The sequence below is a fragment of the Porphyromonas endodontalis ATCC 35406 genome (assembly GCF_000174815.1).
Taxonomy (GTDB): domain Bacteria; phylum Bacteroidota; class Bacteroidia; order Bacteroidales; family Porphyromonadaceae; genus Porphyromonas; species Porphyromonas endodontalis.
Map to the genome: position 1 here is coordinate 20144 of NZ_ACNN01000014.1, position 26053 is coordinate 46196.

Here is a 26053-nt window from a genome sequence, read left to right on the forward strand (position 1 = left end):
AAATACACACCCTCTTATGGATCTCAAAAAGAAGGCTCTCTTTAATGAGCATGGCGATATAGAGCTCTCGAAGCGTCGGCTCATCAATGGCAATACGACCAACCTAAACGACTTCAACAACATAAAGTACCCGTGGGTATCGAATTGGTACCGCACGGCAATGAATAACTTCTGGATCCCCGAGGAGATTAACCTCAGTCAGGATGTCAAAGACTATCGTATTTTGAGCAAAGCCGAGAAGACGGCCTACGACAAGATACTCTCGTTTTTGATTTTCCTCGATAGCATCCAGACGGCCAACCTACCCAACGTAGGAGAATACATTACGGCCAATGAGGTAAACCTTTGCCTTACGATCCAAGCCTTTCAAGAGGCGGTTCACTCGCAGAGTTACAGCTATATGCTCGATACGATCTGTTCGCCTGAGGAGCGTACTTCCATCCTATACCAGTGGCGCGACGACGAGCATCTCCTGCGCAGAAATAAGTTCATAGGGGATATATACAACGACTTCCAGCTCCACAAGACTCCCGATCAACTTGCGCGTACGATGGTCGCAAACTATATCCTCGAAGGGGTCTATTTCTACTCGGGATTTATGTTCTTCTACAACCTCGGTCGCATGGGTAAGATGCCGGGTTCGGTGCAGGAGATTCGCTACATCAACCGCGATGAGAATACCCACCTGTGGCTCTTCCGCTCTATGATACTAGAGCTAAGGCGAGAGCAACCCGAGCTATTCACGCCCGAGCGTGAGGCGGAGTTCTTAGAGATGATTCGGGAGGGTGCTTTGCAAGAGATCGCTTGGGGTAAGTACGTAATTGGCGACGAGATAGAAGGGCTTACCTCGCAAATGGTGAGTGACTATATTATGTATCTAGCAAATTTGCGTAGTGCCAATTTGGGTCTTGGGGTGATATTCCCGGGGCACGAAGAGGAACCTGCGAGCATGAGTTGGGTATCGCAGTACAGCAATTCGAACCTAATTAAAACTGACTTCTTCGAGGCAAAGCCGAGTGCTTATGCCAAGAGTGCTTCCATAGAAGACGACCTCTAATCCCTGAGGCTACCGCCGGCGAGGCTCTTCCGCTCACAAAGGATCACTGCCCTCTTGCCGGCATTGTAGCTCCGAGAGACCCTATATTTCGTTTTTTATAAGTGTGTCTTGGCACACAAAAAGCCCACTAAAGGATTTCCTCTAGTGGGCTATGTTTTATAGATTCTCTCCCTACTTTATGTGGTAAAGTAGGGGAGAAAGCGGGATAGAATTACTTGCCTTGCTCCTCTTTGAGCTTCGCAAAGAACTCATTGCAAGCGCACATGGTGGGCACGAGGTTGCGGTCACCGTAGCCGTTATCTACACGAGCTACATTGATCCAGAACTTATTATCCTGCAAGAAGGGGAGGGCAAAAGCGGCCTTCTGGCGCGAATAGCTGTGCTTCCACTCGTCAGCCACAATTTCGTATTGGGGGTGAGGAGCATTCTTGAGCACGTTGTCTTCCTTATCAGCCTTACCTTGGGCGATCTCTTGAGCCTCTTGGTAGATGCAATCCATTACCTCACAGAAGCGGTCGAGTTCGGCCTTGCTTTCGCTCTCGGTAGGCTCTACCATAAGCGTACCGTGTACGGGGAAAGAGAGCGTAGGAGCGTGGTAGCCAAAGTCCATCAGGCGCTTGGCGATATCGTTTTCATCTACTCCGGTCTCTTCTTTTACCTTGCGGCACTCTAAGATGAGCTCGTGCCCAACGCGTCCCGTAGCACCGGTATAGACGATGCCGTAGGTGTCTTTGAAGCGTGATGCCATGTAGTTGGCATTGAGGATTGCTATAGCGGTAGCTTCACGAAGTCCTTCAATACCGAGGAGACGAATGTAGCTGTAGGTAATCACCTGTACCCCTGCTGAGCCGTAGGGTGCTGCGGATACTTGGTTGCTGCCATCGCCAAAGCGAACTACATGCTTGGGGAGATGAGGAGCGAGGTGGGCGCGTACGCAGATAGGACCTACACCGGGGCCACCACCACCGTGGGGGATAGCGAAGGTCTTATGTAGGTTGAGGTGGCATACGTCCGCCCCGATGAAGCCGGGATTGGTATAGCCTACCTGGGCATTCATGTTGGCTCCGTCCATATAAACCTGTCCGCCACAGTCGTGGATACGTTGGCACAAGTCTATAATATTGGTCTCGAAGATACCGTGGGTACTGGGGTAGGTAATCATCATGGCTGCGATCTGATCCTTGTGGGCTTCGGTCTGTACCATAAAGTCGTCCCAGTCCACATTACCACGCTCGTCAGTCTTTACAATTACGGTCTTATAGCCGCATTGTACGGCACTTGCAGGGTTTGTTCCGTGGGCAGATGCCGGTAAGATCACTACATCACGATGCCCCTGCCCGATGCTTTCGAGATAAGTGCGGATGGTGCGTAGTCCTGTGTACTCGCCACTTGCACCCGAGTTGGGTTGGAGAGACGTTGCGTCGAAGCCTGTGATCTTAGCGAGGTATTCGGCAAGGTTGTCGAGCATTTCGGTATATCCCTCTACCTGATCTTCGGGAGCGTAGGGGTGGATATTGGCGAAGTAGGGGTTGCTGAGGGCAAAGAGTTCGCTTGCGGCATTGAGTTTCATAGTACACGAACCGAGCGAAATCATAGAGTGTGCAAGCGAAATATCCTTGCGGTCAAGGCGTTTGATATAACGCATTAGCTCCGTTTCTGTGTGGTAGCTGTTGAATACCTCGTGCTGTAAGAAGTCGCTTGTGCGTTGCCACTTCTTATCCACATAGAGCGTATCTTGGGGTACATTGTCCACTTCGGGTGCCTCTTTGCCGGCAGCCTCTGCAAAAACGTAACCGAGCACACCCAAGTCGGAGGGTAGGGTGGTTTCGTCAATGCTGATACCTACACAAGTGCAGCACGTGAAGTAGCGAAGGTTGATGCGGCAGTCGAGAGCAACCTCACGAAGTCGCTCCATGCTTACCCCCTCGGGTAGCCCAATGATAAGGGTATCGAAGTAGTCTTTGTTGTACTGCTTGTAGCCCAACTTCTCGAGCATTGCAGCCAAATAGCCGGCATAGCTATGGATGCGGCGAGCAATGTTTCTGAGCCCTTCGGCACCATGATATACGGCATAGAATCCGCTCATCGTGGCAAGGAGAGCCTGTGCTGTACAGATATTTGAGGTCGCTTTTTCGCGTTTGATGTGTTGCTCACGGGTCTGGAGTGCCAAGCGGTAAGCGGGGTGCCCGTAAGCATCCTTAGAGATACCAATGATACGCCCGGGTATCTCGCGTTTGTATTCCATACGGCAAGCCAAGTAACCGGCAGAGGGACCGCCGAAGTACATGGGGATACCAAAGCGTTGAGCCGAGCCGAAAACAACGTCAGCGCCCCACTCTCCGGGAGGGGTGAGCATCACGAGGCTCATAAGGTCGGCAGCAACTGCAACCGTAGATCCATTGGCCTTGGCTTTGGCTACAAAGTCTTCGTAGTTGTTGATGGCTCCTACCGAGTCGGGGTATTGTATGATAACACCAAAAATATCGGGGGTGAACTCAAGAGTTTGGTAGTCTCCCACCACGAGTTTCATCCCTTGGGGTTCTACACGTGTGCGGATTACAGCTTGCGTGGTCTCAAATACGCGCTTATCCACAAAGATGGTATTTGCTCCGGCTTTTACTTGCGCACGGCTACGTTCGTTGAAAAGCAGCATGGCAGTCTCGGCTCCGGCTGTTGCTTCGTCGAGGAGCGAGCAATTGGTAAGAGGGAGTGATGTAAGTTCGCTGATAACCGTTTGGAAGTTGAAAAGCGCCTCAAGGCGTCCCTGCGAAACTTCCGCCTGATAGGGGGTGTAGGAGGTGTACCAAACGGGGTTCTCGAGCACGTTGCGCTGGATAGGAGCCGGAGTAACTGTGTCGTACCACCCCTGACCTATATAAGAAGTGAAGGGTTTGTTCTTAGAGGCAAGCTCGGCAAGATGCTCTGCAAGCTCTCGCTCCGTCATGGCTTCGGGGATATCAATCTGCTCCTTGAGAAAAATATTCTCGGGGTAGACTTGGTGCATGAGTTCGTCTACAGACTTTACGCCAACGGCCGCAAGCATCTCGGGTAAATCCTTGTCGGAAATACCCATGTGCCGCGTAGAAAACTTATTCGTATCCATACTGACTATTATGATTTAGAGTTTTTATTTTCTTGAGGACGAGTCACGGTGTACTCGGTGTTGTGGGGTGGGATATAACCTCTTCTCCATGGCTGCTTTCTAATCTATGGGCTTTATTGAATATAGCTATTCGCCCTCCGCTCAAAACCTATGGTGCTCTGAGGTCCATGCCCCGAGTAGACAATGGTATCGTCGTCAAGGGGCATCAGCTGCGTTTTTATACTATTGATAAGAGTGGTATAGCTCCCTCCCGGTAGGTCGGTACGCCCTATGTCTCCTCCGGCAAAGAGTACATCGCCGGCGAATAGGAGGTGTTGTTGGGGTTCGTAAAAGGCTACATGCCCCGGAGTGTGACCCGGTACGAAAAGGACTTCTAGGAGAGTCTCTCCCAGCTTTAGTCTATCGCCCGTCTCAAAAGGCTGGTAGGGGAGGTCGTGGCGCTCGGGCATGGGGGGCATTCCAAACGCACGCATTTGCTCCTCAAAGGGGGGCATCTTCTCTATCTCTACACGGTGAGCGCGAGGGGTGAGACCCCACTTTTGGGCAGCAAAGGGAACGCCCCAAACGTGGTCGAAATGCAGGTGAGTCGCGATGAGTAGGGTGGGGGTGGCATTGAGCTCTTCTACCTTAGAAGAGAGTATATTTTCTTCGGCAGGTACCATGCAACCGCAGTCTATAATAGCAGCTTCTCGGGTTGCTTTATCAACCAAGAGGTAGGTATTAACCTGTACGAAATTGAAGCTGAAGGTATGTACTTCTAAAGCCATAATTTTTTGAGAATATTACTGCATGGGGAGGTAGAGCACGCGCTTCTCTCGGAAGTATTCATCGGAGAAGAAAGGGTAGAGATCCTCTACTATCACTCTGTTTTTGTAGGCAGTGCACTCTCCCTCTAGGTTGCCGCCTTTGAGAGCAATGATGCCGTTGGGGAGCGCATTGTGCCCTTCTCGAGAAAAAAGGTGGCGTGTGAGTTTGACCAGTTCGCCTAAGAGCATGGTAGCACGGGTGACTACAAAGTCGCACTTTTCCCGAAGCTCCTCAATACGGATATGATGTGTTGTAACATTTTGTAAACCCAAAGAGTCGGCAACAGATTGCGCAACACGTACTTTTTTGCCAATGCTATCCACGAGCGTAAACTGCACTTCGGGGAAAAGTATTGCCAGTGGGATGCCTGGGAATCCTCCTCCCGTACCTACGTCAATTACATGACTCCCTGCCGTAAAATGCAGCATCTTTGTAACCCCGAGGGAGTGCAACACGTGGTGCATATAGAGGTTGTCTATATCCTTGCGCGAGATTACATTGATCTTGCTATTCCAGTCTGTATAAAGCTCCCAAAGAGCCGCAAACTGCTCGCGTTGTTGCTCATTTACTTCCGGAAACTTTTGGTAGAGTAATGCTAATTGCTCCTCGGGTGTCATTTTGCTGAATCTTGAAAGATTACTCAGATATCTACCGCAAATATACGCTATCTCTCGCAATTGAGACGAGTTATACAGGGCAAAGAATTACATATTCGCACCCAGTTAAGAGCCTTTGCAAAAAACTATCTTCTCCTCTCTTTTGGGGAAAGTATTTTTACCCCTTGTGCTAAGGGATTGTAATTTTTCTCTATCCGAGGCTTCGGGATGGCTTGGTCACTAAAGATTTAGTACCTTTGTGGGGAGAGCAGCAGATACTTGAGTTACAGTCCATATGATGGCTGTGGCAGATGGTTACGAGGGCATGGATTGGCGGATCCGAATGCCAGTCTTGTTGTCTAGTCTCTATGGAAAAGATATTTCATACACTAAATAGAAAGCATAATGATTAAAGTAGGTATTAACGGTTTTGGTCGAATCGGTCGTCTTGTATTCAGAGCATCTCTTCTTAGAGACGACATCGAAGTTGTAGCTATTAACGACCTCATTGAGGTAGATTACATGGCGTACATGCTCAAGTACGACTCTGTGCATGGTAAGTTTGAAGGAACTGTAAGCGCAGAAGATGGTATGCTTGTGGTGAATGGCCGCAAGATCCGCGTTACCGCCGAAAAAGAGCCCGCCCTCATCAATTGGGGTGCCGTAGGTGCTGACTATGTGGTTGAGTCTACAGGACGTTTCTTGACCAAGGAGTTGAGCGAAGGGCACATCAAGGCAGGTGCTAAGTACGTGGTAATGTCTGCTCCTTCTAAGGATGATACCCCTATGTTTGTAACGGGTGTAAACCTCGATACTTATAAGAAGGGTACTCAGTTTGTATCTAATGCTTCTTGTACAACAAACTGTCTTGCTCCTCTTGCAAAGGTGCTTAACGATAACTTCGGCATCGAAATGGGGCTTATGACTACGGTACACGCTGCTACTTCTACACAGAAAACAGTGGACGGCCCCAGCAATAAGGACTGGCGTGGTGGTCGCTCTGCATTGGGCAATATCATCCCCTCTTCTACAGGTGCTGCTAAGGCTGTGGGTAAGGTTATCCCCGAGCTTAATGGCAAACTTACGGGTATGTCATTCCGTGTTCCCACAATGGACGTATCTGTAGTGGACCTCACAGTAAGCCTCAAGAAGGGTGCTACTTATGACGAAATCTGCGCTGCCGTTAAGAAGGCTTCGGAAGGCGAACTCAAGGGCATCCTCGGTTATACCGAAGAAATGGTGGTATCTACCGACTTTACCACAGACCCCCGCACTTCTATCTTCGACGCTAAGGCCGGTATCGCCCTTACCGATAAGTTTGTAAAGGTTGTATCTTGGTACGACAACGAGTGGGGCTACTCTAATAAGGTGCTCTGCCTCATCGCTCACATGGCTAAGGTAAACGCCTAAGCGAGACAATAGGGTGTAGATGGCTTCGAGGTGCTGAATAGCCACGGAGCCATAACACCGATTTCTCAAGAAAACTCGGAGGGATCGTCTGTGGATAGTGCAGCTGTGCTCTACAGATGCTCATAGAGGGAGAGGATCCCTCCGAGTCTTTGATTTATATCGTTTGGGAGTAGGGGGTGGCAATTGTCGCGAGAGGTGAAGGTAGAGGCGAGTCGTTTATCTCGCTTTCTTTGACTGCAGTTCCATACTCTTTTGAGCCTCCTCAAATGGTATAATAGAAGGATTTCAAACTCTCTCATAATAGAAGCAAAGCACGTGTCTTTAGCAGAAAAAATCAAAGCCCTCCAAGAGGAGGTGCGCTCACAGCACGCCAAGAGCCACGAAGAAGTGGAGGCGCTACGCATTAAGTATCTCAGCAAGAAAGGGATTATCCCTTCTCTCTTTGAGGAATTTAAGAGTGTGCCCAATGAAGAAAAACGCACCTTGGGGGCACTTATCAATGAGGTAAAGACGCTGGCCACAGAGCACATCAATGCTTTGCGTGATGCCCTACAAACGGAGGAGACGGCTGAGCATCTTGATCTCTCGCGCTCGGCTTATCCTGCCAGTATCGGGGGGCGTCATCCTTTGACCCTAGTGCGTGAGGAGATCATACAGATTTTCGCAAAACTAGGTTTTAGTATCGCTTTGGGGCCGGAGGTCGAAGACGACTATCATGTTTTCTCCGCCCTCAATTTTGCTCCGGATCACCCTGCGCGCGATATGCAGGATACCTTCTTTGTAGAGCGTAATCCGGATGTTTTATTGCGTACGCACACCTCTTCGGTACAGGTGCGTGTGATGCAAACAACTAAGCCTCCTATACGTGTTATTTGTCCGGGTCGTGTGTATCGCAACGAAGCGATTTCGGCTCGTGCGCATTGTTTCTTCCATCAGATTGAGGGGCTTTATATTGATAAGAACGTCTCGTTTGCCGACCTTCGGGAAGTTCTTTTTTACTTCGCTCGTGAGCTATTTGGCCCCGATACGAAAATCCGTTTGCGCCCGAGTTACTTCCCCTTTACGGAGCCAAGTGCCGAGATGGATATAAGCTGTAATATCTGTGGAGGAGAGGGATGTGCCTTCTGTAAGCACACCGGCTGGGTAGAAATCTTGGGCTGCGGAATGGTCGATCCCAATGTCCTTCGCGAGAGTGGAATAGACCCCGAGGAGTACAGCGGTTACGCCTTTGGTTTGGGAGTGGAGCGTATTACCAACCTCAAATATCGAGCAAAAGACCTCCGTCTCTTCTCCGAAAACGACAAGCGTTTCCTCACGCAATTCCAAGGAGTGCACTAAAGAAAGAGGGGTGTGGTGGATTAATTATTTGTCACTACTTTCGCAGCGGAAAAAATCGTAAGGACGGAGTAAGCAACTATTCCCACACCTATGGAACAAGAAGACAAGCAATTAGTACTCGACAAACGCTATCTCAGGATGGCGCGTATTTGGTCGGAAAACTCCTATTGCACCCGCAGAAAAGTGGGTGCTCTTATCGTTAAAGATCAGATGATTATATCTGATGGATACAACGGTACTCCCTCAGGGTTTGAGAATGTGTGTGAGGATGAGAGCGGCCTTACCAAGCCCTATGTGCTCCACGCTGAGGCAAATGCCATTACCAAGGTAGCCTGCTCGGGCAATAATAGCGATGGCGCTACCATTTACATTACGGCATCCCCCTGTGTAGAATGTGCCAAACTCATCATCCAAAGCAAGATAAAGCGAGTGGTCTATGGTGAGGAGTATCGCCTTACCGATGGGGTAGACCTCCTGAGGAGAGCAGGCATTGAGGTGGAGTTTGTAGCTCCGGATAAAGAGAGTGTGTGACCTTAGCGAAGACTCTATATAAGGGGATATGAAAAAGAGATTCTCCTCGTTTACAATCGCGATTGTAGCCCTATTGGGGATACTTTTTGGGGGGCTGTTGAGTTGGATGATTGCCACTCGTGCCCCATTTTTCCGTTCATCTTTTATTCGTAATCTCAGCCCTATAGATCAAGTCTTGGAGCTGATTTCTGAGCATTATGTAGACTCGATAGACCTACGAGAGCTGCAGATGCGACTCCTCCCCAAGCTGGTAGAGGAGCTCGACCCACACTCGGCTTATATCCCTAGAGAGGAGAGCGATTTGGAAAATCAGCGACTCAATGGTAGCTTCTGCGGTGTGGGGATTTCTTTTAATACCTTGATTGACACTCCCGTAGTGATTGAGGTTTTGCCCGGAGGTCCCTCCGAGCGAGCCGGATTACAGGCAGGAGACCGCATCCTAAAGGCGGATAATCATCCTTTAATAGGAAAAAAAATATCCCCCGACTCTGTACGAAGCATTTTGTTGGGCGAAGAGGGTTCTGTCGTTTCTCTCCAGCTCTTGCGCAAGGGGCAGTCTCTAGCGAAGAAGGTAGTACGTGGCGAAGTACCCATCCACAGCGTGGATGTGGGCTATATGCTCGATGATTCCACCGGAGTGATCCGCATCGTTCAGTGGTCGCGCAATACGGTCGCAGAGTTCCTAGATAAGTACACACAGTTGCGTGATGAAGGGCTACGCAACCTCATTATAGACCTACGAGACAATGCCGGAGGATACCTAGAGCCGGCCATCCGTCTCTCCAACGAATTTCTCAAAGAGGGGCAGCTCATTGTCTACACTGAGGGTAAGGCTTATCCTCGGGAGGAGTACAAAGCGAATGGCAATGGCGTCCTGCAATCACTTCCCTTAACCATTCTTCTTAACGAATATTCCGCATCGAGCAGCGAGGTTTTCTCGGGTGCTATGCAGGATCACGACCGCGCGACAATCGTGGGGCGGCGATCTTTTGGTAAAGGCTTGGTGCAAACGGCTTTTTACCTCCCCGATAGTTCGCAGCTCCGTCTTACCATAGCTCGCTACCATACCCCCTCGGGTCGTTGTATCCAAAAGAGCTACACGTTGGGAGAAGGTATGGACTATCAACTCGATCTCCAGCGAAGGTTTGAGGCCGGCGAAACCTTCAGCAACCAAATGGATAGCCTAAGGCTGAGCAAAGCTCCGCGCTACAAAACGGATAAGGGACGCATAGTATATGGAGGCATTGGTATTATGCCCGACTTGTTTATTCCTGCGGATAGTGTGGGGATCAATAGTTACTATTTGCGTTGTGTGGAGAGCGGTACCATGACGGAGTTTGCCTTCCTCTATGCGGATAGCCACAGAGGCGCTTTGTCTTCTTTAGGGAGTGCGGATGCCATTGTGGGTTATTTGGACGATAATACTTCCCTAGTGGCCGATTACGCTCGCTTTGCTTCGGAAAAAGGGATTGAGCTGCGCCCGGGTATGCTCTACGAGAGCAAAGATCTGATTCGTAGCGTGCTTTATGCCCAAATCTCCCAGTATATCCTAGGCGTGGAGGCGTTTTATCGAGTCTACTATGCCTCAGACGCGATGCTGGAGGCTGCCCGCAAATCTTTCAAACTATAGTATATTTGTACCACAATCTAGACTAATGCAGGGATCCAAACAAGATATTAGGGTTGCTCTACGTCAGCTTAATAAACTGACGCTGACAGATGCTTACCGAGCCGAGGCTGCGCAAAGCATTGTTCGGTCTTTGCTGGCAACAGAGATGTGGCAGAAGGCACGTCGTATAGGCCTTTATGAGGCGTTGCCGGATGAGCCAAGCCTGCAGAGCCTTTTGGCGGTACCCGGGGATAAGGAGTTTTTCATCCCTCGAGTAGAGGATGCCGAGACTATCGCTTTCTATTCGTATAATCCGGAAAAACTGCAAGAGGGGGGAGCTTTTGGCATTAAAGAGCCTACTCAGGCTCGGGAAGATGCTGTAGACCCCACGCTCCTCGACCTAATCATCGTGCCGGGAGTGGCCTTTACTGCCCAAGGGGTGCGCCTCGGGCGTGGGAAAGCCTACTACGATCGCTTCCTACAAAAAGCCCCCCAAGCGCAGTTGATAGGGGTTACTTTCCGTTATCGTTTATTACCAAGTCTGCCGAGTGATCCTTGGGATCATCTTATGGACTTAGTCCTCACAAATTGAGTATAATTATTCTACTTTCATCATATGGAAAATCGTACAAGATCTTTTACTTTAGACGCTACGTTGCCCGCTTATCCCTCGTTTGTTGAAGGGATTCGTCGTGCTCCAGACCGTGGCTTCCGCTTGACGCCCGCACAAACACGTGTTGCCTTGCGCAACGCGCTTCGCTATGTGCCTCGTGAGTTGCACGCACAGCTGGCTCCCGAGTTCCTCGAAGAATTAAAAACTCGTGGTAAAATCTATGGTTACCGCTTCCGTCCGGAGGGTGACCTCAAGGCTACTTCTATAGACGATTACAAGGGTCGTTGTTTGGAGGGGAAGGCTTTCCAAGTCATGATTCAGAACAATCTTTCCTTCGATGTAGCTCTCTATCCCTACGAATTAGTAACCTATGGTGAGACGGGTCAGGTGTGCCAAAACTGGCTTCAGTACCGTCTCATCATCAAGTATCTAGAGCAACTAACCGAGAACGAAACCCTCGTGATTGAGAGCGGTCACCCTCTAGGTTTGTTTGCTTCTCACCCCAGTGCACCCCGCGTTATCATCACCAACTCGATGATGGTAGGGCTCTACGACAACCTCAAAGATTGGGAGATTGCCGCTCAGATGGGGGTTGCCAACTATGGTCAGATGACCGCAGGAGGTTGGATGTATATTGGCCCGCAGGGCATTGTACACGGTACCTTCAATACGCTGCTTAACGCAGGACGTATGCAGCTTCACATCCCCACAGGGGGCAACTTGGCAGGCAAGCTCTTTGTTACCAGCGGTCTCGGTGGTATGAGTGGTGCACAGCCTAAGGCTGCCGATATTGCCGGAGCTGTGAGCATTACCGCAGAGGTGGATTCGAGCCGTATCGATACACGTCACGGACAAGGCTGGGTAAAGCACCGTACCGAATGCCGCGAAGAGGCTTTCCGTATGGCACTCGAGGCGCAAAAGAAGGGCGAAGCTTGCTCTATTGCTTACCATGGTAACGTGGTAGATCTTTTGGACTACGCTATCGAAAAGAACATCCATATCGACCTCCTTTCTGACCAAACAAGCTGCCACGCTGTCTACGAAGGTGGCTACTGCCCCGTAACCCTCTCGTTTGAAGAACGCACTCGCCTTCTCAAAGAAGACCGTGCTAAGTTTGAAGAAGAGGTAGACAAAGGTTTGCACCGTCACTTCGAGGCTGTCAAGGCTCTTGTAGCCCGTGGTACCTACTTCTTCGACTATGGTAATGCCTTTATGAAGAGCTGCTTCGATGCCGGTATTACCGAGATTAGCCGCAATGGCGTAGACGATAAGGACGGCTTCATCTGGCCTAGCTATGTAGAAGACATTATGGGTCCTGAGCTATTCGACTACGGATATGGCCCCTTCCGTTGGGTATGCCTTACCAATAAGCCCGAAGATCTCCGCAAGACGGATGCCGCAGCGATGGAATGCATTAACCCCGATCGTCGTGAGCAAGACCGTGACAATTACATCTGGATCCGCGATGCAGAGAAAAACGAACTCGTGGTAGGTACACAGGCTCGTATCCTCTATCAAGATGCTGCCGGGCGTTTGGCTATTGCTTTGCGCTTCAACGAAATGGTGCGCAATGGCGAGGTAGGCCCCATCATGCTCGGTCGTGACCACCACGACGTGAGCGGTACGGACTCTCCCTTCCGCGAAACCTCCAATATCCGTGATGGTAGTAACGTAATGGCCGATATGGCTGTACAATGCTTTGCCGGTAATGCGGCTCGTGGTATGAGCCTTATTGCTTTGCACAATGGCGGTGGCGTAGGTATCGGTAAGTCTATCAATGGTGGATTTGGTATGGTACTCGATGGTAGTGAGCGCGTAGACAATATCCTCCGCTCGGCTATGACATGGGACGTAATGGGCGGTGTGGCTCGTCGCGCTTGGGCTCGCAATGAGCACGCTATGGAGACGAGTGCTGAATTTAACAAGACGCACGCCGATGGCTACCATATCACCATGCCATTCCTTGCTGATGATGAACTAATTAATTCTCTTGTTCCCCTTAAGTAAGAGGATCTTTTAGATCAAAATAGGGCTCGTAATGTGTGCCTCTTGAGGGAGAAACTTCCCTTTGTAGAGGAAGCGCATAGGTTGCGATAAACACTTCCCCCTAGAGAGTATTGAAAAGCTCTTTAGGGGGATTTCTTTTTTCTCTAGGTGAGAAAGCGATCTTTTTCTTGCTCTACAGATTTTTTGCTGTAGCCCTAGAAAAGTTTTCGTCTTGCCCAAGAAACAAAAAAATATAGGCCTAGAGTTCGCGCGTTTTAGGCCTATTTCGCTCCGCCTTTCACCTGTAGAGGGTGAAGTAACTTCAAATCAGCGACCAAACACCTCTCCTCCTTTTGTCATGCTGTTATCCTTGCTATAGGATCAGTAATCTATTGAGTATTTATTGTTTTTTGTTATATTTGCATGTAAGAAGGATTGATTTAATGTTTTGATTTGTTTTAAGAGTGTTTTTATGAATAAGAACAATGGAATTTTTCGTGAGCTCACGAGAGATGACATCTTTGGAAGGAAGCCTTTTGCACATTTTGGATGGGAAGGGGAAGATGCCTATGCATTCGAAACGATATCAGATGCATATTTTGAATGTGCAAAAATGCTATTAGATAAAATGCAGTCTAAATCTCAGTCCCCATCAGTAGTAGATGGACTTATATATCCGCTGTTCTTTAATTATCGACATTCTATAGAGATATATCTAAAGGCATTGTTTTTTAGATACGGAGAACAGACAGTGGAAGCTAGAAGGGAGTTTCTTGGATTAGGGCATGATCTTGGCCAGCTTTGGGCAAAACTGCGACCTTCCTTGAATAAAGGGAAAAAACATGTGGGAAGTTCTGTTGATCTCGATACATTGGAGAGCTACATAAGAGAGATTAATAAATTTGATTCAAAATCTATGGTAATGCGTTACCCAATTGGGAAGGATTTGGGTGCAAATAAGAAAGAATACCGCCTTGATTTTAATTGTTTAGGAGATCGGATGAATGAAATTTCCCAACTTTTAAGGCAGCTTGATAAAGACATCTCAAATCAAATGACAACTGAGGCAACATCGGACGAGTTGCGCGAGTTTTTGGGTGTTTTCGATAAATATAGGAGTGAAATAGATGATTTTTTGTCGATCTTGAAGTTGGAGGAGCAGGACAACAAGAAGCCTAAGAAAGTGACTATTAGTGCCATCATGGAGAAAATACAGAATAATGAATTATCTCGCTCTTCTAGGTTTCTTAGGGAGTGTGAAGCAGATTTGCTTATCCTTTTAGATGTTCTATTTTACGGCGGGCATGCTCAAGTCAATTGGGCGAAAGATCCAGATCAGGGGCGGAAGGAGTTTGTTAGTTGGTGTAAGAACAACATGAACTCTGATGGGCTTTCTTTTGGGCAGAGGCCTGAAGAGGAGCAAGTTAATATTTGGGATAAATCTTCCTCAGTTTTATTATTGTGCATTTCTAAGGCTGTAGAAATATTAACTCTAGGGCATGCTTAAGCACAATTAATTTAGAAGGGTAATTTAATGGTGTAACATAATACGGGACAAGAGGCAATACAAGGCAGGTACTTTTAAGTGATGGATTTGACGATCTTGAATGTATTGGTATAGGCTAATTCTCTAACTACGGTTCGGGTTTCTTGGTTTCTTTTCTTTGTGGGGAGTCGCTTCACCCTCTCGGATTTTTCCTTCCCTAAGTGTTAAAACATAGAGGTGAAGCAAGAAAAATCTTTTGCTAGAGAGGGGAGTCAATTTGTTTTATATCTTTGCGGCCAGTACCAAGCGTGGTATCTCAAAAGAAATAAATCAAAACTTGTAGTATGAAGAAATTAGTATTAGCTCTTGTCGCGAGCTTTATCTTAGGAAGTTTTGCTGTACAAAGTGTTAACGCTCAAACCAGACGAGGGCATTATTTCCTTACGGGAGCCTCTCAGCTCTCCTTCCAGTCCACATTCACCAATGGCTCAGGCGAAGAGTTCTTGTTCGCCTTTTCTCCCTCTTTTGGCGGTTTTATTGCCGATAATTTAGCACTTGGGCTTAATGGAAAGATATTGTATTCCTCTTCAGCAAGTTCGGTGTCTTATTCTGCCATGCCAACATTGACCTACTTCTTTAATCATGGAAAAGGCTTTATTCCCTACCTCGATTTCCAAGTTGGTTATGTGGGGGTCTCTGTTAGAGGCTCCAGCCTTCATGGCCTTGGTATGGGAGTCGGAGCCGGAGGCGTTTTGATGCTCAACAAGCACGTAGGTGTGGACTTAGGACTTCAATATCTCCACAGCAGATACCCCACGAGATACCGTAACGTTACGAGCAATTCGATTGCCACAACCATTGGTTTAACAACGTTCTTTTAACGCCCTAGTTTGAGACGATAGTTAGGCTATAAGCCCTCACTAGGAGACCATTTGCCTCCTAGGAATGATAGGTCTTTCTTCCCGATTTGTAGGGAAGGGGAGACCTATTTTCGTGTAGAGGAGGAGTGAGGGTGTGGAGAGGTTGTGCTTGGGCTCGCAACGAGCACGCTATGGAGACGAGTGATTAGAAACTTTTATATAGAATGAGAGGTCTATCCCTCTTCCTGTAATCAAATAAAACCTAATAGGTAAGAGTATAAGGCTTTTAGTTACAAAAGACATTATCTCTACTCTATATCAAAATTAGAGACTAGAGCTTCAACAATGGAGCGACGATTTTCAATACGAGCTCCGCTGTGATAAAAATGTTCTTGAGTTTTTATATTAAATCGCCCCCAAAAACGTTCAATCATTTTGTTCTTTCGAAACTCGTTATGATGCCATGTCGATAAAATGAAATGAGCCTGTGTTCCCTGAAGAGCAAGAAATAGCCGCTCTTCATCTTCTTCAGTCCAACCATTGTAATAATCCACATGTCTCCCAAAATATGGGGGATCACAATAAATTATATCTCCTTTATTAGCTCTATGGATGGTTTCTACAAAATCTTGGTGGCAAAACTCCCATTTCCCACCTTTTATAATTCTCTCTGCAGCTGCTATTTGATTGCATATTTTTGTTATATAAGCAGGCGAAAATCTATTAGGCTTCTTACAAAATGGAATATTCCAATAGCCCATCTTGTTAAAACGCATCATACCATTAAAACCAGCACGAGAAAGAAAAAGAAAATCAAATGGGCTTTGATCTTGATTGAAGCGATCTCGAATTTTTCTATAATGCTCATACCCGTCTTTTCCTGAATTTGACAGTAATACCCCCTCAAATTCCAAATAAGATCGCATATTGAGAGGCGTAATTTCCCCGTCTTTTAGTGCATTATAGAAGTTAATGATATGAGGATTCGTGTCTCCTACAATTCTCTTTCCCCCAACAGGGATATTTAATCCAACAACACCTGTTCCTAGAAAAGGCTCTATCCAGTTAGTCTGCTCTAAATCTAATCCAGAGCTTTCAATCAAATCAAGTATCCAAGGAACCAATTTAGTTTTAATCCCTTGAGACTTAATCGGAGGTATAATTATGGACATGAATTTAAAGCTTATCTAGAATTTGTTGTTGAGATTCCAAATATTCTTTATAGGTTTTTAGGTTTTTATAGTTGGGGGTTCCTATACCTGCTGTTCTAGCATCTACCTTGTTGAAATACCCTTTCCAATAGTCATCGAAAACTTCTTCTCCCAACTCTGAAAAAGGGCCCTTTCCCTCCAAAAGATTCTGGATGTTGGTAATACCTCCGATATTTCGTGTATTGCCACTTCCTGGAATATCATTTGCTATTTTCCATTTCGGCTGAACAAAGAATATAAAGTTCTCTATTACAGAGTGAATAGTATGTAGGTCGTCCACGGAGTACACCTCACACTCATCTACCTGAAGTTGGCTTTGTTTGTAAAGCATCCCGAGAACCAAATGAGAGCTATAAGCATTGTAGGGATAATCCATGTTTTTTATAGAGTCTCGTTCTCTAAAGTACCCCCAATAAGACCCTAACGTAAGACCATTTACATTTTCCCCATCATAATAGCTGGACTTAAAATCAACAGCAAACAAATGCTCCTCGCTGTCTTTAAATGTCAGGTCTGGATAGAAATTTTGCTTGGATGGCAATTCTAACCTCATCTCATTTCTACGAGCAAAACTGTCCAGTTTAGGAATAAGTAGAATTTCTATAATCTTTGAAACAACTTTTGTGTCATTAGTTATCGTATAAACGTTTTTATCTACGTCTATAAATCCCTTGACAATCCAGTCTTGACTATCCGTCTCGAGAAAATCTTTATACGTTTCCACTTCATCTGTGAGGAGTTGAAAGAAGGTGTCTTTTTCCATATCGGCTACAATTTACTTTGGCTACAAAGGTACAACATCAAAAGGCTTATCAACGAAAGATTTAGAGAATTATTTGACAGAAACCGTATTTTCCAGTTGTAAAGTGTATTCGATAATACATGCCCAAAGGGACTTCGTTCAAAGACATCGATGACAAACAAATATGATAAACATCAGACCTAGGAAAAGTTTGGACTTTAAATCCCCGAATGAAGTACTAGCATTACTTTTGCCATACTGTTGCATTTGATACTGGAATCTGCACCCTGGATCTAGGTGGTGGCAGTGGTGCCGAGTTTGGCACTAAAACCCTATCTTTGTAAGACATTAGTAGAGTGTAATATAGTGAGTTATTGTTGTGGCAAAGAATGTAGTTGAGACCCCTCTGATGAAGCAATTCTTGCAGATAAAAGGGAAGCATCCGGATGCAATTCTGCTCTTTAGGGTTGGCGATTTCTACGAAACCTTTCTAGAGGATGCCGTAGAGGCTTCGCGCATCTTGGGGATTACACTTACACGCCGAGCCAATGGCTCTGCACAGCATGTAGAGCTGGCAGGGTTCCCTCATCACGCCTTGGAGACGTACTTGCCACGCCTTGTGCGAGCCGGTAAGCGAGTGGCTATTTGCGACCAACTGGAGGACCCCAAGCAAACCAAAAAGCTGGTAAAGCGAGGCATTACGGAGTTGGTTACCCCGGGGGTTGCCGTTAGCGACAACGTTTTAGAGAACAAAGAAAACAACTATGTAGCTGCCATTTCGTTTGCCAAAGAGCGTATGGGAGTGGCCTTTCTAGACCTCTCTACGGGCGAGTTTGCTACAACTGAGGGGTGCGCAGCCCTTGTTGATAAATTACTCGCAGGCTACCGACCCAAAGAGATCCTTGTAGAGCGGAGTACACGCCTTCTCTACGATAGTCAACTCACCTACCGCACCTATATATTCGAGGCGGACGATTGGCTCTTTATCCCGAGCAACAATCAAGAGAGACTTCTACGCCATTTTGCCGTGCGCAACTTCAAAGGTTTCGGGCTTGAGGGTATGGAGTCCGCTCTCACTGCGGCAGGAGCCATTTTGCATTATCTAGACCTTACGCAGCACAACGAACTGGGGCACATTACCTCACTGCACCGCATTGATGAGGAGCAGTATGTGCGTATTGATGGCTTTACGGCACGTAGTTTGGAGCTTCTCTCCACGATGAATCAGGAGGGATGTAGTCTGAAAGATATTTTGGATCGCACCTATACGCCCATGGGGGCACGCCTTCTCCGTCAGTGGATTGCCTTCCCCCTCAAGAGTGTTGCAGCGATAGAGGAGCGGCAGTCGGTGGTACGTGCTTTGGTGGACGATGCCCAAGTGAGGTTCGTACTCGAGGAGCATTTGAGGGAGATGGGCGACCTAGAGCGCACCGCCTCTAAGGTATCTATGAAGCGCATTTCACCTCGCGAGATGGTGCACCTAGCCGATGCCCTCACCGCTTTAGAGCCCATCAAAAAAGTGGCAGAAGAGAGTGCTTGTCCCTCCCTTCAGGCTTTAGGGAAAGAGTTGGCACCCTGTACTGAACTAAGAGACCGCATTCGATACGAATTAAATCCGGATGCCCCTCCCCTTGTAAATAGGGGCGGAGTGATCGCTACGGGCTACAACGAAGAGTTGGACGAGCTGAGGAGCCTTGCTTTTTCCGGCAAAGACTACTTGCTCTCCCTACAGCAGCGCGAGATCGAGCGTACGGGTATCACAAGTCTAAAGGTGGGCTTTAATAACGTCTTTGGCTACTACATAGAGGTGCGTAATACCCATAAAGATAGGGTGCCGCCCGAGTGGATTCGTAAGCAAACCCTTGTGAGTGCCGAGCGTTATATCACCGAAGAGCTCAAAGAATACGAAAGCAAAATCTTGGGGGCCGAGGAGCGGATTCTTGCTCTAGAGACAATGCTTTTTGCAGAGCTGGTGGACGATGCTCAACCTCAGGTTACGGCACTTCTCCGCAATAGTCACCTCCTCGCGATGCTTGATGTGCTTCGCTCTTTTGCAGAAGTGGGGGAGGCTTACGACTATTGCTGCCCACAGGTGAATGATTCCCTCACTATAGATATAAAAGAGGGGCGCCACCCCGTAATTGAGCGTCAGCTACCTCAGGGCGAACCCTACATTGCCAACGATGTGCATTTGGACAATAACGACTGCCAAATAATGATCGTTACGGGGCCCAATATGAGTGGTAAAAGTGCCCTCCTCAGGCAGACCGCTCTTATTACCCTTATGGCACAAATTGGGAGCTTTGTACCGGCACGAGAGGCCTCTATTGGCTTGGTGGATAGTATTTTTACCCGAGTTGGGGCGAGCGATAATATCTCCATGGGAGAGTCCACTTTTATGGTGGAGATGCAGGAGGCCGCGAGCATTCTCAACAACTTAACCCCTCGGAGTTTGGTGCTTTTTGACGAGCTGGGGCGCGGTACGAGCACTTTCGACGGAGTCTCCATTGCGTGGGCTATTGTGGAGTATCTACACAATCATCCGGCGCACCACCCCAAAACCCTTTTTGCCACCCACTATCACGAGCTTAACGAGCTTGCCAAAAAGCATCCGCGTGTACGCAACTACAACGTTTCGGCTCGGGAGGTCGAGGGTACCATGATCTTCCTTCGCAAGTTGGAGGAAGGGGGCAATGAGCACAGTTTTGGTATCCAAGTGGCTAAGCTTGCGGGGATGCCTCGGCAGATTGTGGAGCGTGCCCAAGTGGTGCTGCAATGCCTAGAGAAGGAGCACGCCCAAGAGGAGTCTTGCACTTCGGCAGACGCTGAGAAAGCCATAGAGACTGCCGGCCTTAAAGCGACGCACCACTCATCCGCCCCCTCTCGTGAGGACTTGGTGCAACTCTCTTTCTTCCAATTAGAAGACCCTCTACTCGTGGAGATTCGAGACGATCTCCTCGGTATCGACCTCAATAATCTGACCCCTCTCGAAGCGCTTAATCGCCTTCACGAGATCAAGCAGAGACTATCCAAAATCTAATGTCTGAGACCTGTTCGCCTAGAAAAATCCTTGCTTTACGTGCCGAGGGGGTACCTATCGTTGATGTGCGTTCTCCCGGGGAATTTTCTCGAGCTCATCTCTTGGGTGCCTATTCTCTCCCCCTTTTTTCTAACGAAGAGCGCGCTGCCGTTGGTACCCTCTACGCTCAAGAGGGGCGAGATGCTGCCGTGGAGCTGGGGCTGGAGTACGTAGGAGGTAAAATGCGCTCCCTTGTGCAGGAGGCCAAGACGCTCGCCGGCGAGGATGGGCGAATTGGCGTCTATTGCGCCCGAGGAGGTATGCGGAGCGAGGCGGTTGCATGGCTCCTTTCTATTGCCGGGCTATCGGTGTATCGTATGGAGGGAGGCTACCGCGCCTATCACCAGGAGATGATGCAGGAGCCTCTGCAATACGCTCTTATCGTATTGGGGGGAGCTACAGGATGTGGCAAAACGGAGGTACTGAGCGAGCTTGCCTGCCTAGGTCAGCAAGTGGTAGATCTTGAGAGATTGGCACGGCACCGCGGTTCTGTCTTTGGCGGTCATCCGGATCGGCCCCAACCTTCGGGCGAGGAGTTCCTAAATCTCCTAGGCGAAGCCTTTTTGCCCCTAGACCCCAAGAGACCCGTATGGGTGGAGGGGGAGAGCGAAATGATAGGGCATTGTGCCCTCACGCCCGGCTTTTGGCAGAGGATGCAATCTGCGCCCTTTGTTGAGTATTCTACCCCAAGAGAGGCTCGTGTGGAACGCATCGTTGCCGAGTATGGAGTGCTGGGTAAGGAGGCTTTGTTGCACGCTTTTGGGGTGATTCGCAAGCGTCTGGGGGCAGAGCGTTTTACCCAAGCCCGAGAGGCTGTAGAGGCAGGAGATCTCCACACGGCGGCTAGTCTCGCCCTTGTCTACTACGACAAGGCATATGCCAAATGTAGCCAAACGGGTTCGTGGCAACACCCTGTTTGGTGTTATTTCCCAACAGAAGACAACCCTAAAATGGCAGCACAGGCTATTATTGCCCGGCTCGAATACCTGCAATAACACCTTCTATTATGGTTTTACGAAATATCTTTTTTCTACTTCTTGCGGCGCTGCCCTTAGGGCAGTTAGTTGCTCAAGGGGTTGCCCCTAATCCCCTTGCTTTGGCGCGTGTCGATAGCTTGATTCGTGCGAGCGAAGAGTCCGGAGTTGCCCGTTATTCTTTTGCGGTGCAGGATGTGAGTCAGGATACACTTTGGGCTGCCTATCGCCCCGAGGAGCTGTGTACTCCAGCCTCCATTACCAAACTGGTTACTGCGGCTACGGCACTTGAGTCGCTTGGAGCGGACTACTCTTTTTGCACCGAATTGTACATGGAGGGAGAGCTGAAGAGGGGAGTGCTCTACGGCAATCTACTAGTAATAGGGAGCGGAGACCCCTCCATCGATTCTAAGTTCTTCGAGCAAGACAAAGAGCGCTGGCAGCAGAGTGTACTCCAGACCGTACAGGCAAAAGGCATCCGCAGAATAGAGGGGAATATTGTGATAGATGCCTCTCGCTTCGAGCGCATGGGCATTCACCCCCGTTGGGCTCCCGATGATCGTGGGGACTACTACGCCGCAGGGGTGTATGGCTTCAATTTGTACGACAATTGGCTCGATCTCTATTTCGCAACCGGGGGGGTAGAAGATAGCATCCGCCTTGTAGGCACCTACCCCAAAGGGGTGCAACTCGCGCTCGACAATCGCCTAAAAGTAAACTGCAAAACGCAGGGTTGGGAGGGAGATGGTGCCAACCTTGTAGAGCATCGTACGCTACTGGGCACGCTCCCCTGCAACAGAGAGAGTGTGCGTGTGGCTATAGATCTTCCGCATCCACCTCTGCATGCAGCTCGTTTGCTTCGTGCTACGCTTGAGGGGCAGGGTGTTGAAATCTTGGGGCAAGAGGAGGCGCGTTTTGAGTCTTCCTCTCATCCTCGTACTCTGATAGGGCGTTACTACTCCCCCTCTTTGAGGGATCTTTGCCGAGAAATGAACTACCGAAGCCTCAATCACTATGCCGAAGCCCTTTTCAAAGCACTTGTAAAAGAGAATGGGGCAACAAGTAATGCCGCCTGGCTTCGGGAGCAGGAGATCTTGAGTAACTGGGGGGTGACTCTCTCTCCAAAGGCGCATCTCTACGATGGGTCGGGTCTCACTCGTGCCAATAGACTATCTGCCCAAGATATGGTAGCTTTGCTCGTAGGGGTCTCTACTAAGGCACGTGGGAATACGCTTGATGCTTTTGCGCAATCGCTCCCTAGAGTGGGGCGGGAAGGAACGGTCAAAAGTTTTATGCCGGGAACTTCTCTTAAACTCTACTGCAAAAGTGGATCTATGAGAGGGGTGCAGACCTATGCCGGGTATCTTTACTACCAAAGACGGGTCTATGCCGTAGCCCTCCTAGCCAATGGTTGTGCCAATAGAGCGAAGGTGCGCCAAGTGATGCAGCAGTATATCGAGGGGCTCTTCCCTCCCAAATTCTAAGTATAAATCCCTAACCCTTTCGCTTCTTGTGGACTATATTCAGATTATCGAACTTGTAGCAGCTGCCCTCGGGGTGCTTTATCTTGTACTTGAGGTAAAGGCAAGTATGTGGCTCTGGCGCGTGGGGGTACTGCTCCCCTTGTTCTATATTTATATCTCATGGCAGAGCAAGGTGTACGGCAATATTATTGTCAATCTTTACTACCTCATTACCTCCATTTGGGGCTGGTGGCTTTGGGCAAGGCAGGGAAAAACTACGGAAGACGAAGGGGCAATTAGGAGTTTTGTACGGCAACAGCGAAAAAATCGGGAGCTTACTCTCGCCGCACTTCTTGGGGGAGTCGTGGCTTTGTCCAGTGCTCTGTTGCCTCTTTTTGCCTACCTGACGGATAGCCCCTATCCCCTATTGGATAGCATAGCCACCTGCTGTGGCTTTGTGGGGATGTGGCTATTGGCGAAGAAGTTCCTAGAGAATTGGTATTGTTGGATTGTCTCCAATGCGCTCTATTGTACGCTCTACTTCTTGCAGGGTTTCTACATCACGGCCGCTTTTTTTGTCGTCTATACGGTTCTGGCCGTAGTGGGGCTTATTCGCTGGAGTAAGCAGGCTGTACTCTAACTTTGCAGTATGAAGCATTATAGCCTTTCCCTCAATATCTTGCTGGCTCTCTTGGCTATTGCTGTAGCTACGCTGCCTGTGGTGCTATCGCAGCAACTGCACCGCAAGATGGTGGCGGACGAGCGAGCCAAGATGGAGTTGTGGGCGGAGGCAACGGAGGGGCTTGCCAGTGATAGCGAAGAAAATGCCCTCAATCTGATGCTCCATATCATACAAAGCAATGAGACGATACCTATACTTCTCGTGACAGATAGGGATTCGATTGTCTCTTTTAACAACATTTCCATCCCGGAGGGGCGCGATACGCTAGAATACCTGAGTCGCTACCTCGCTCAGGTGCGAGGGGGCTATCCGCCCATTGCCATAGATTTAGGCGCGGAGGGGTACCAATATCTCTACTATTCGGATAGCTCTACACTGGAGAGTTTGACGCTCTTCCCTTGGCTGCAGGGCGTTGTTTTCATTCTCTTTGTCGGCATCGTGATTATCGCCGCCGTGTGGGCAAAGCGCAATGCACAAAACCGCCTTTGGGTAGGCCTCTCGAAGGAGACGGCACACCAGCTGGGTACGCCCATCTCGTCTTTGCTCGCATGGCTCGAATTGTTGCGAGCTGAAGGCTTTGCGGAAGAGTCGCTCGTGGAGATGGACAAGGATGTGGAGCGTCTACAGACCATTGCGCACCGATTCCAAAAAATAGGGTCGGAACCCCATTTCGAACGATGCGACCTTGCCGAAGAGGTCGCTACCTCCGCTCGCTATATTTCCACGCGCATTAGCCGTGGGGTCACCCTCTTTTACGACTTCCCCTCGGAGCCGCTGCCGGTTATGCTTATCCCTGCACTGTGGAGCTGGGTTATAGAGAACCTCGTGAAGAATGCCGTCGATGCCATGCAGGGTAAGGGTGAGATCACCATTGCCATAGAGCGTAGGGGCCATGTCGCCCTTATTGATATAACCGATACGGGTCGCGGTATCGCTCCTCGCCATCGTAGGCGCATCTTCAACCCCGGGTTCACAACCAAGAGTCGCGGATGGGGCTTGGGCTTGTCGCTGGCTCGCCGCATTGTCGAGACCTATCACCATGGGCGTATTACGCTCTTGCGCAGTGAGGTAGGTATTGGCACCACATTTCGTATAAAAATCCCTCTTAATGACTAGTAAAATCTCGCTCAATGCCATGCGTTTCTATGCCTACCATGGCGTACTCCCTCAGGAGAAAAAGGTGGGCAATTGGTTCTCTGTAGATTTGGAGCTATCGGTCGATCTCTCTCGTGCTGCGCTCTCCGATCAACTCCAAGATACGCTTAACTATGCCGAGGTGTATGCGGCTGTGGAGGAGGAGATGGCTATCCCTTCGGAGCTGCTGGAGCATGCCGCAGGGCGTATCTTACGGCGTATTCGTGGGCAGTTCCCCCAAGTGGAGGGGATTATGGTACGGCTGACGAAAGAGTATCCCCCTTTCAAAGGGCAAGTGGGAGGGGCTAGCGTCACGCTCTCCGAAGGTGTGTAGCTGCTCCGTTGCTCTCCTTCTCTTTTTCTTGCCTTGTGTGACTTCATGGACGAAGTCCGGTGTCTTTTGAATTTTTTCCACCCAAAAAACGAGGAAAGTATTGGGTGAAAAAATTTCCCTTTTCAGCCAAAAAAAGAGGGGCATTTCTGCCCAAGAAAATTTTTTGTTTCGGGCAGAAACGGAAAAAGTTTTACCCTGTGGTTTTTTCTCCATCCGATTGATTCGCTTTCTATCTACAATCTGTACCGCCTTCTACGTTCCCTTTGGGCAGAAAACAATTGCTATCTTTGTGGCATATAATTGTAAGAGAAGAAAGCAATGCAGAAACCCCGAAGAGTACTACTAAAGTTGAGCGGAGAGTCGCTCGCCGCCGGTTCCGGTCATGGTATAGATGATGCAAGACTGGCGGCTTATGCCCAAGAAATCGCCCAAGAGGCAGCCCGTGGTTGCCAAATAGGTATCGTGATAGGAGGGGGCAATATCTTTAGAGGAATGAGTGGCGCCGCGCGTGGATTCGATCGAACCACGGGCGACCAAATGGGGATGCTTGCCACCGTAATCAATGCCCTCGCTCTAGGCTCAGCCCTCAAGGCTATTGGCTGCAAGGCCATCGTATATACGGCTATTCGCATGGAGCCGGTGGCTCGCCTCTACAGTTCGCATGAGGCAATCGAAAAGCTAGAAGAGGGATATGTGGCTCTCTTTGCCGGTGGTACGGGCAATCCTTTCTTCACAACGGATACCGCTTCTGCCCTACGTGCGGTGGAAATCAAGGCGGACTACCTACTCAAAGGCACGCGTGTGGATGGTATCTATACTGCCGATCCCGAACGAGACCCAACAGCGACACGATTCGATAAAATTACCTTTGACGAAGTCTATACACGCAATCTCAAGGTAATGGATCTTACCGCTATGACCCTCTGCAAAGAGAACAATCTCCCGATTATGGTGTTTGATATGGATACCCCCGGCAACCTATCCAAGCTACTTGGTGGAGACCCGATAGGTACCCTTGTACATAACTAACAAATACAC

Annotated in this window: 21 protein-coding genes and 1 pseudogene; 17 read left to right on the top strand and 5 right to left on the bottom strand. The window is 48.8% G+C overall.

Annotation, left to right across the window (positions count from 1 at the left end; all coding sequences use genetic code 11):
- The first annotated feature begins 16 nt into the window (after window positions 1–16).
- On the top strand, window positions 17–1057 hold the full coding sequence (locus POREN0001_RS03165) for a ribonucleotide-diphosphate reductase subunit beta (protein WP_004333130.1): 1041 nt from the start codon (window positions 17–19) through the stop codon (window positions 1055–1057).
- A gap of 211 nt (window positions 1058–1268) precedes the next feature.
- On the opposite strand, the gene gcvP is transcribed toward POREN0001_RS03165, so the two are convergent.
- The 3 genes from gcvP to rsmG form a co-directional block, all read right to left on the bottom strand.
- Window positions 1269–4160 carry an aminomethyl-transferring glycine dehydrogenase gene (gcvP, locus tag POREN0001_RS03170; protein WP_004333121.1) on the bottom strand — a complete coding sequence of 964 codons (2892 nt, stop codon included), beginning with the start codon at window positions 4158–4160 and terminating at the stop codon, window positions 1269–1271.
- 113 nt (window positions 4161–4273) lie between these two features.
- Window positions 4274–4927 (bottom strand): MBL fold metallo-hydrolase, encoded by a 654-nt coding sequence (locus tag POREN0001_RS03175; RefSeq protein WP_004333077.1) that lies wholly within the window; start codon window positions 4925–4927, stop codon window positions 4274–4276.
- 15 nt (window positions 4928–4942) lie between these two features.
- The gene (gene rsmG / locus POREN0001_RS03180) at window positions 4943–5584 is read right to left on the bottom strand and encodes a 16S rRNA (guanine(527)-N(7))-methyltransferase RsmG (protein ID WP_004333109.1); all 642 of its coding nucleotides are present in this window, start codon (window positions 5582–5584) and stop codon (window positions 4943–4945) included.
- 384 nt (window positions 5585–5968) lie between these two features.
- Between rsmG and gap the strand changes: the two genes are divergently transcribed.
- The 8 genes from gap (at window position 5969) to POREN0001_RS03225 (ending at window position 15417) form a co-directional block, all read left to right on the top strand.
- A complete protein-coding gene (gene gap / locus POREN0001_RS03185; RefSeq protein WP_004333057.1) occupies window positions 5969–6973 on the top strand; it encodes a type I glyceraldehyde-3-phosphate dehydrogenase in 1005 nt (334 codons plus the stop codon).
- 315 nt (window positions 6974–7288) lie between these two features.
- The gene (gene pheS / locus POREN0001_RS03190; protein WP_004333079.1) at window positions 7289–8311 is read left to right on the top strand and encodes a phenylalanine--tRNA ligase subunit alpha; all 1023 of its coding nucleotides are present in this window, start codon (window positions 7289–7291) and stop codon (window positions 8309–8311) included.
- A gap of 90 nt (window positions 8312–8401) precedes the next feature.
- Window positions 8402–8842, top strand: a complete 441-nt coding sequence (locus POREN0001_RS03195; protein ID WP_004333052.1) for a dCMP deaminase family protein — start codon at window positions 8402–8404, stop codon at window positions 8840–8842.
- Window positions 8843–8870: 28 nt separating this feature from the next.
- Entirely contained in the window at window positions 8871–10472 is a 1602-nt protein-coding gene (locus POREN0001_RS03200; protein WP_004333069.1) for a S41 family peptidase, read from the top strand.
- 25 nt (window positions 10473–10497) lie between these two features.
- Window positions 10498–11043 (top strand): 5-formyltetrahydrofolate cyclo-ligase, encoded by a 546-nt coding sequence (locus POREN0001_RS03205; RefSeq protein WP_004333104.1) that lies wholly within the window; start codon window positions 10498–10500, stop codon window positions 11041–11043.
- 24 nt (window positions 11044–11067) lie between these two features.
- Window positions 11068–13071: a urocanate hydratase gene (locus POREN0001_RS03210; protein WP_040580404.1), complete on the top strand. Its 2004-nt coding sequence runs from the start codon at window positions 11068–11070 to the stop codon at window positions 13069–13071.
- Between the two features lie 451 nt (window positions 13072–13522).
- Window positions 13523–14557, top strand: coding sequence for a hypothetical protein (locus POREN0001_RS03220; RefSeq protein WP_004333137.1), 1035 nt, complete (start codon window positions 13523–13525; stop codon window positions 14555–14557).
- A 323-nt stretch (window positions 14558–14880) separates the two neighbouring features.
- A complete protein-coding gene (locus POREN0001_RS03225; RefSeq protein WP_004333136.1) occupies window positions 14881–15417 on the top strand; it encodes a hypothetical protein in 537 nt (178 codons plus the stop codon).
- A 287-nt stretch (window positions 15418–15704) separates the two neighbouring features.
- Here the strand turns inward: POREN0001_RS03225 and POREN0001_RS03230 are convergent, their stop codons facing one another.
- Together POREN0001_RS03230 and POREN0001_RS03235 are read right to left on the bottom strand one after the other, a co-directional pair.
- Window positions 15705–16568, bottom strand: a complete 864-nt coding sequence (locus tag POREN0001_RS03230) for a DNA adenine methylase (protein WP_004333128.1) — start codon at window positions 16566–16568, stop codon at window positions 15705–15707.
- Window positions 16569–16572: 4 nt separating this feature from the next.
- On the bottom strand, window positions 16573–17370 hold the full coding sequence (locus tag POREN0001_RS03235) for a type II restriction endonuclease (protein ID WP_004333082.1): 798 nt from the start codon (window positions 17368–17370) through the stop codon (window positions 16573–16575).
- Between the two features lie 116 nt (window positions 17371–17486).
- Between POREN0001_RS03235 and POREN0001_RS09660 the strand changes: the two are divergent.
- From POREN0001_RS09660 to pyrH, 8 genes and pseudogenes are all read left to right on the top strand, one after another.
- Window positions 17487–17620 (top strand): annotated as a pseudogene (locus tag POREN0001_RS09660) (IS30 family transposase); the annotation flags it as partial.
- A 108-nt stretch (window positions 17621–17728) separates the two neighbouring features.
- Window positions 17729–20389 (top strand): DNA mismatch repair protein MutS, encoded by a 2661-nt coding sequence (gene mutS, locus POREN0001_RS03240; RefSeq protein WP_004333105.1) that lies wholly within the window; start codon window positions 17729–17731, stop codon window positions 20387–20389.
- Window positions 20389–21423 carry a tRNA 2-selenouridine(34) synthase MnmH gene (gene mnmH / locus POREN0001_RS03245; protein WP_004333041.1) on the top strand — a complete coding sequence of 345 codons (1035 nt, stop codon included), beginning with the start codon at window positions 20389–20391 and terminating at the stop codon, window positions 21421–21423. The genes mutS and mnmH overlap by 1 nt, the downstream gene beginning before the upstream one ends.
- A gap of 11 nt (window positions 21424–21434) precedes the next feature.
- On the top strand, window positions 21435–22886 hold the full coding sequence (gene dacB / locus POREN0001_RS03250) for a D-alanyl-D-alanine carboxypeptidase/D-alanyl-D-alanine endopeptidase (protein ID WP_004333113.1): 1452 nt from the start codon (window positions 21435–21437) through the stop codon (window positions 22884–22886).
- A 28-nt stretch (window positions 22887–22914) separates the two neighbouring features.
- Complete coding sequence (gene pnuC / locus POREN0001_RS03255; RefSeq protein ID WP_004333107.1) at window positions 22915–23505, top strand: nicotinamide riboside transporter PnuC; 591 nt, start codon at window positions 22915–22917, stop codon at window positions 23503–23505.
- A 9-nt stretch (window positions 23506–23514) separates the two neighbouring features.
- Window positions 23515–24663, top strand: a complete 1149-nt coding sequence (locus POREN0001_RS03260) for a sensor histidine kinase (RefSeq protein ID WP_004333098.1) — start codon at window positions 23515–23517, stop codon at window positions 24661–24663.
- On the top strand, window positions 24656–25015 hold the full coding sequence (gene folB / locus POREN0001_RS03265; protein ID WP_004333131.1) for a dihydroneopterin aldolase: 360 nt from the start codon (window positions 24656–24658) through the stop codon (window positions 25013–25015). The genes POREN0001_RS03260 and folB overlap by 8 nt, the downstream gene beginning before the upstream one ends.
- A 318-nt stretch (window positions 25016–25333) precedes the next feature.
- Window positions 25334–26044, top strand: a complete 711-nt coding sequence (pyrH, locus tag POREN0001_RS03270) for a UMP kinase (RefSeq protein ID WP_004332995.1) — start codon at window positions 25334–25336, stop codon at window positions 26042–26044.
- The last annotated feature ends 9 nt before the right edge of the window (window positions 26045–26053 follow it).

Bases quoted from the DNA above. Each gene is read 5' to 3' on its own strand.
- rsmG (WP_004333109.1), bottom strand. From the start codon at position 5,584: ATGACACCCGAGGAGCAATTAGCATTACTCTACCAAAAGTTTCCGGAA.
- folB (WP_004333131.1), top strand. From the start codon at position 24,656: ATGACTAGTAAAATCTCGCTCAATGCCATGCGTTTCTATGCCTACCAT.
- POREN0001_RS03200 (WP_004333069.1), top strand. From the start codon at position 8,871: ATGAAAAAGAGATTCTCCTCGTTTACAATCGCGATTGTAGCCCTATTG.
- POREN0001_RS03225 (WP_004333136.1), top strand. From the start codon at position 14,881: ATGAAGAAATTAGTATTAGCTCTTGTCGCGAGCTTTATCTTAGGAAGT.
- POREN0001_RS03220 (WP_004333137.1), top strand. From the start codon at position 13,523: ATGAATAAGAACAATGGAATTTTTCGTGAGCTCACGAGAGATGACATC.
- POREN0001_RS03175 (WP_004333077.1), bottom strand. From the start codon at position 4,927: ATGGCTTTAGAAGTACATACCTTCAGCTTCAATTTCGTACAGGTTAAT.
- mnmH (WP_004333041.1), top strand. From the start codon at position 20,389: ATGTCTGAGACCTGTTCGCCTAGAAAAATCCTTGCTTTACGTGCCGAG.
- dacB (WP_004333113.1), top strand. From the start codon at position 21,435: ATGGTTTTACGAAATATCTTTTTTCTACTTCTTGCGGCGCTGCCCTTA.
- POREN0001_RS03210 (WP_040580404.1), top strand. From the start codon at position 11,068: ATGGAAAATCGTACAAGATCTTTTACTTTAGACGCTACGTTGCCCGCT.
- POREN0001_RS03260 (WP_004333098.1), top strand. From the start codon at position 23,515: ATGAAGCATTATAGCCTTTCCCTCAATATCTTGCTGGCTCTCTTGGCT.
- POREN0001_RS03165 (WP_004333130.1), top strand. From the start codon at position 17: ATGGATCTCAAAAAGAAGGCTCTCTTTAATGAGCATGGCGATATAGAG.
- POREN0001_RS03205 (WP_004333104.1), top strand. From the start codon at position 10,498: ATGCAGGGATCCAAACAAGATATTAGGGTTGCTCTACGTCAGCTTAAT.
- pyrH (WP_004332995.1), top strand. From the start codon at position 25,334: ATGCAGAAACCCCGAAGAGTACTACTAAAGTTGAGCGGAGAGTCGCTC.
- POREN0001_RS03230 (WP_004333128.1), bottom strand. From the start codon at position 16,568: ATGTCCATAATTATACCTCCGATTAAGTCTCAAGGGATTAAAACTAAA.
- gcvP (WP_004333121.1), bottom strand. From the start codon at position 4,160: ATGGATACGAATAAGTTTTCTACGCGGCACATGGGTATTTCCGACAAG.
- POREN0001_RS03195 (WP_004333052.1), top strand. From the start codon at position 8,402: ATGGAACAAGAAGACAAGCAATTAGTACTCGACAAACGCTATCTCAGG.
- POREN0001_RS03235 (WP_004333082.1), bottom strand. From the start codon at position 17,370: ATGGAAAAAGACACCTTCTTTCAACTCCTCACAGATGAAGTGGAAACG.
- gap (WP_004333057.1), top strand. From the start codon at position 5,969: ATGATTAAAGTAGGTATTAACGGTTTTGGTCGAATCGGTCGTCTTGTA.